Here is an 807-nt window from a genome sequence, read left to right on the forward strand (position 1 = left end):
GGCATTCCCGGCGCCCCCACCGGCAGGCGACACGGCTCCCCGGCCGTTCCTCGCGCCCCCGCCCACGGCCGCCCCGGCCCGGGCGCTCCCCGCGCCCCCGGCGTCCCGCGCCGCGAGGCTCGCGCCGATCCGTCCGGCGATCTCGACGGGCGTGAGACCGATGTCGGCCAGCACCTCGCTGCGTTTGGCGTGCGCCAGGAACTGCTCCGGGATGCCGAACCGCCTGACCGGCACGTCCACGTCGGCGTCGCCGAGGGCCAGCGCCACGGCCGAACCGACGCCACCGGAGCGGCTGTTGTCCTCGACGACGGCCACCAGCCGGTGTCCGGCGGCCAGCCCCGGCAGTGCGGGGTCCACGGGTTTGACCCAGCGCGGGTCCACCACCGTGCAGCCGATGCCGCGGGCCTCCAGCAGCCCGGCGGCCTGCAGGCACACCGGCGCCATCACCCCGACGGCCACGAGCAGCACCTCGGGGTCGTCGGCGCGGTGCAGGACGTCCATGCCGCCGACCTGGCCGACCGCGGGGACGCGCGGCCCCACGGACTCCTTCGGGAAGCGCACCAGGGTGGGTGCGTCGTCCACGGCGACCGCCTCGCGCAGCTGGGCCCGCAGCTGGTCGGCGTCGCGCGGGGCGGCGATCCTGAGGCCGGGGACGGCCTGCAGGATCGACAGGTCCCACATGCCGTTGTGGGAGGCGCCGTCGGTACCGGTGACACCGGCCCGGTCCAGCACGAAGGTCACCCCGCACCTGTGCAGGGCGACGTCCATCAACAGCTGGTCGAAGGCGCGGTTGAGGAAGGTGGCGTA

General features: G+C 76.0%; 1 protein-coding gene. It reads right to left on the bottom strand.

The genetic code is table 11. The features are described from left to right. The coding region (locus tag GT045_RS36935) for a transketolase C-terminal domain-containing protein (RefSeq protein ID WP_272926946.1) at window positions 1–807 on the bottom strand (807 nt) is incomplete at both ends.

It is taken from the genome of Streptomyces sp. SID486 (assembly GCF_009865385.1).
Taxonomy (GTDB): Bacteria; Actinomycetota; Actinomycetes; order Streptomycetales; family Streptomycetaceae; genus Streptomyces.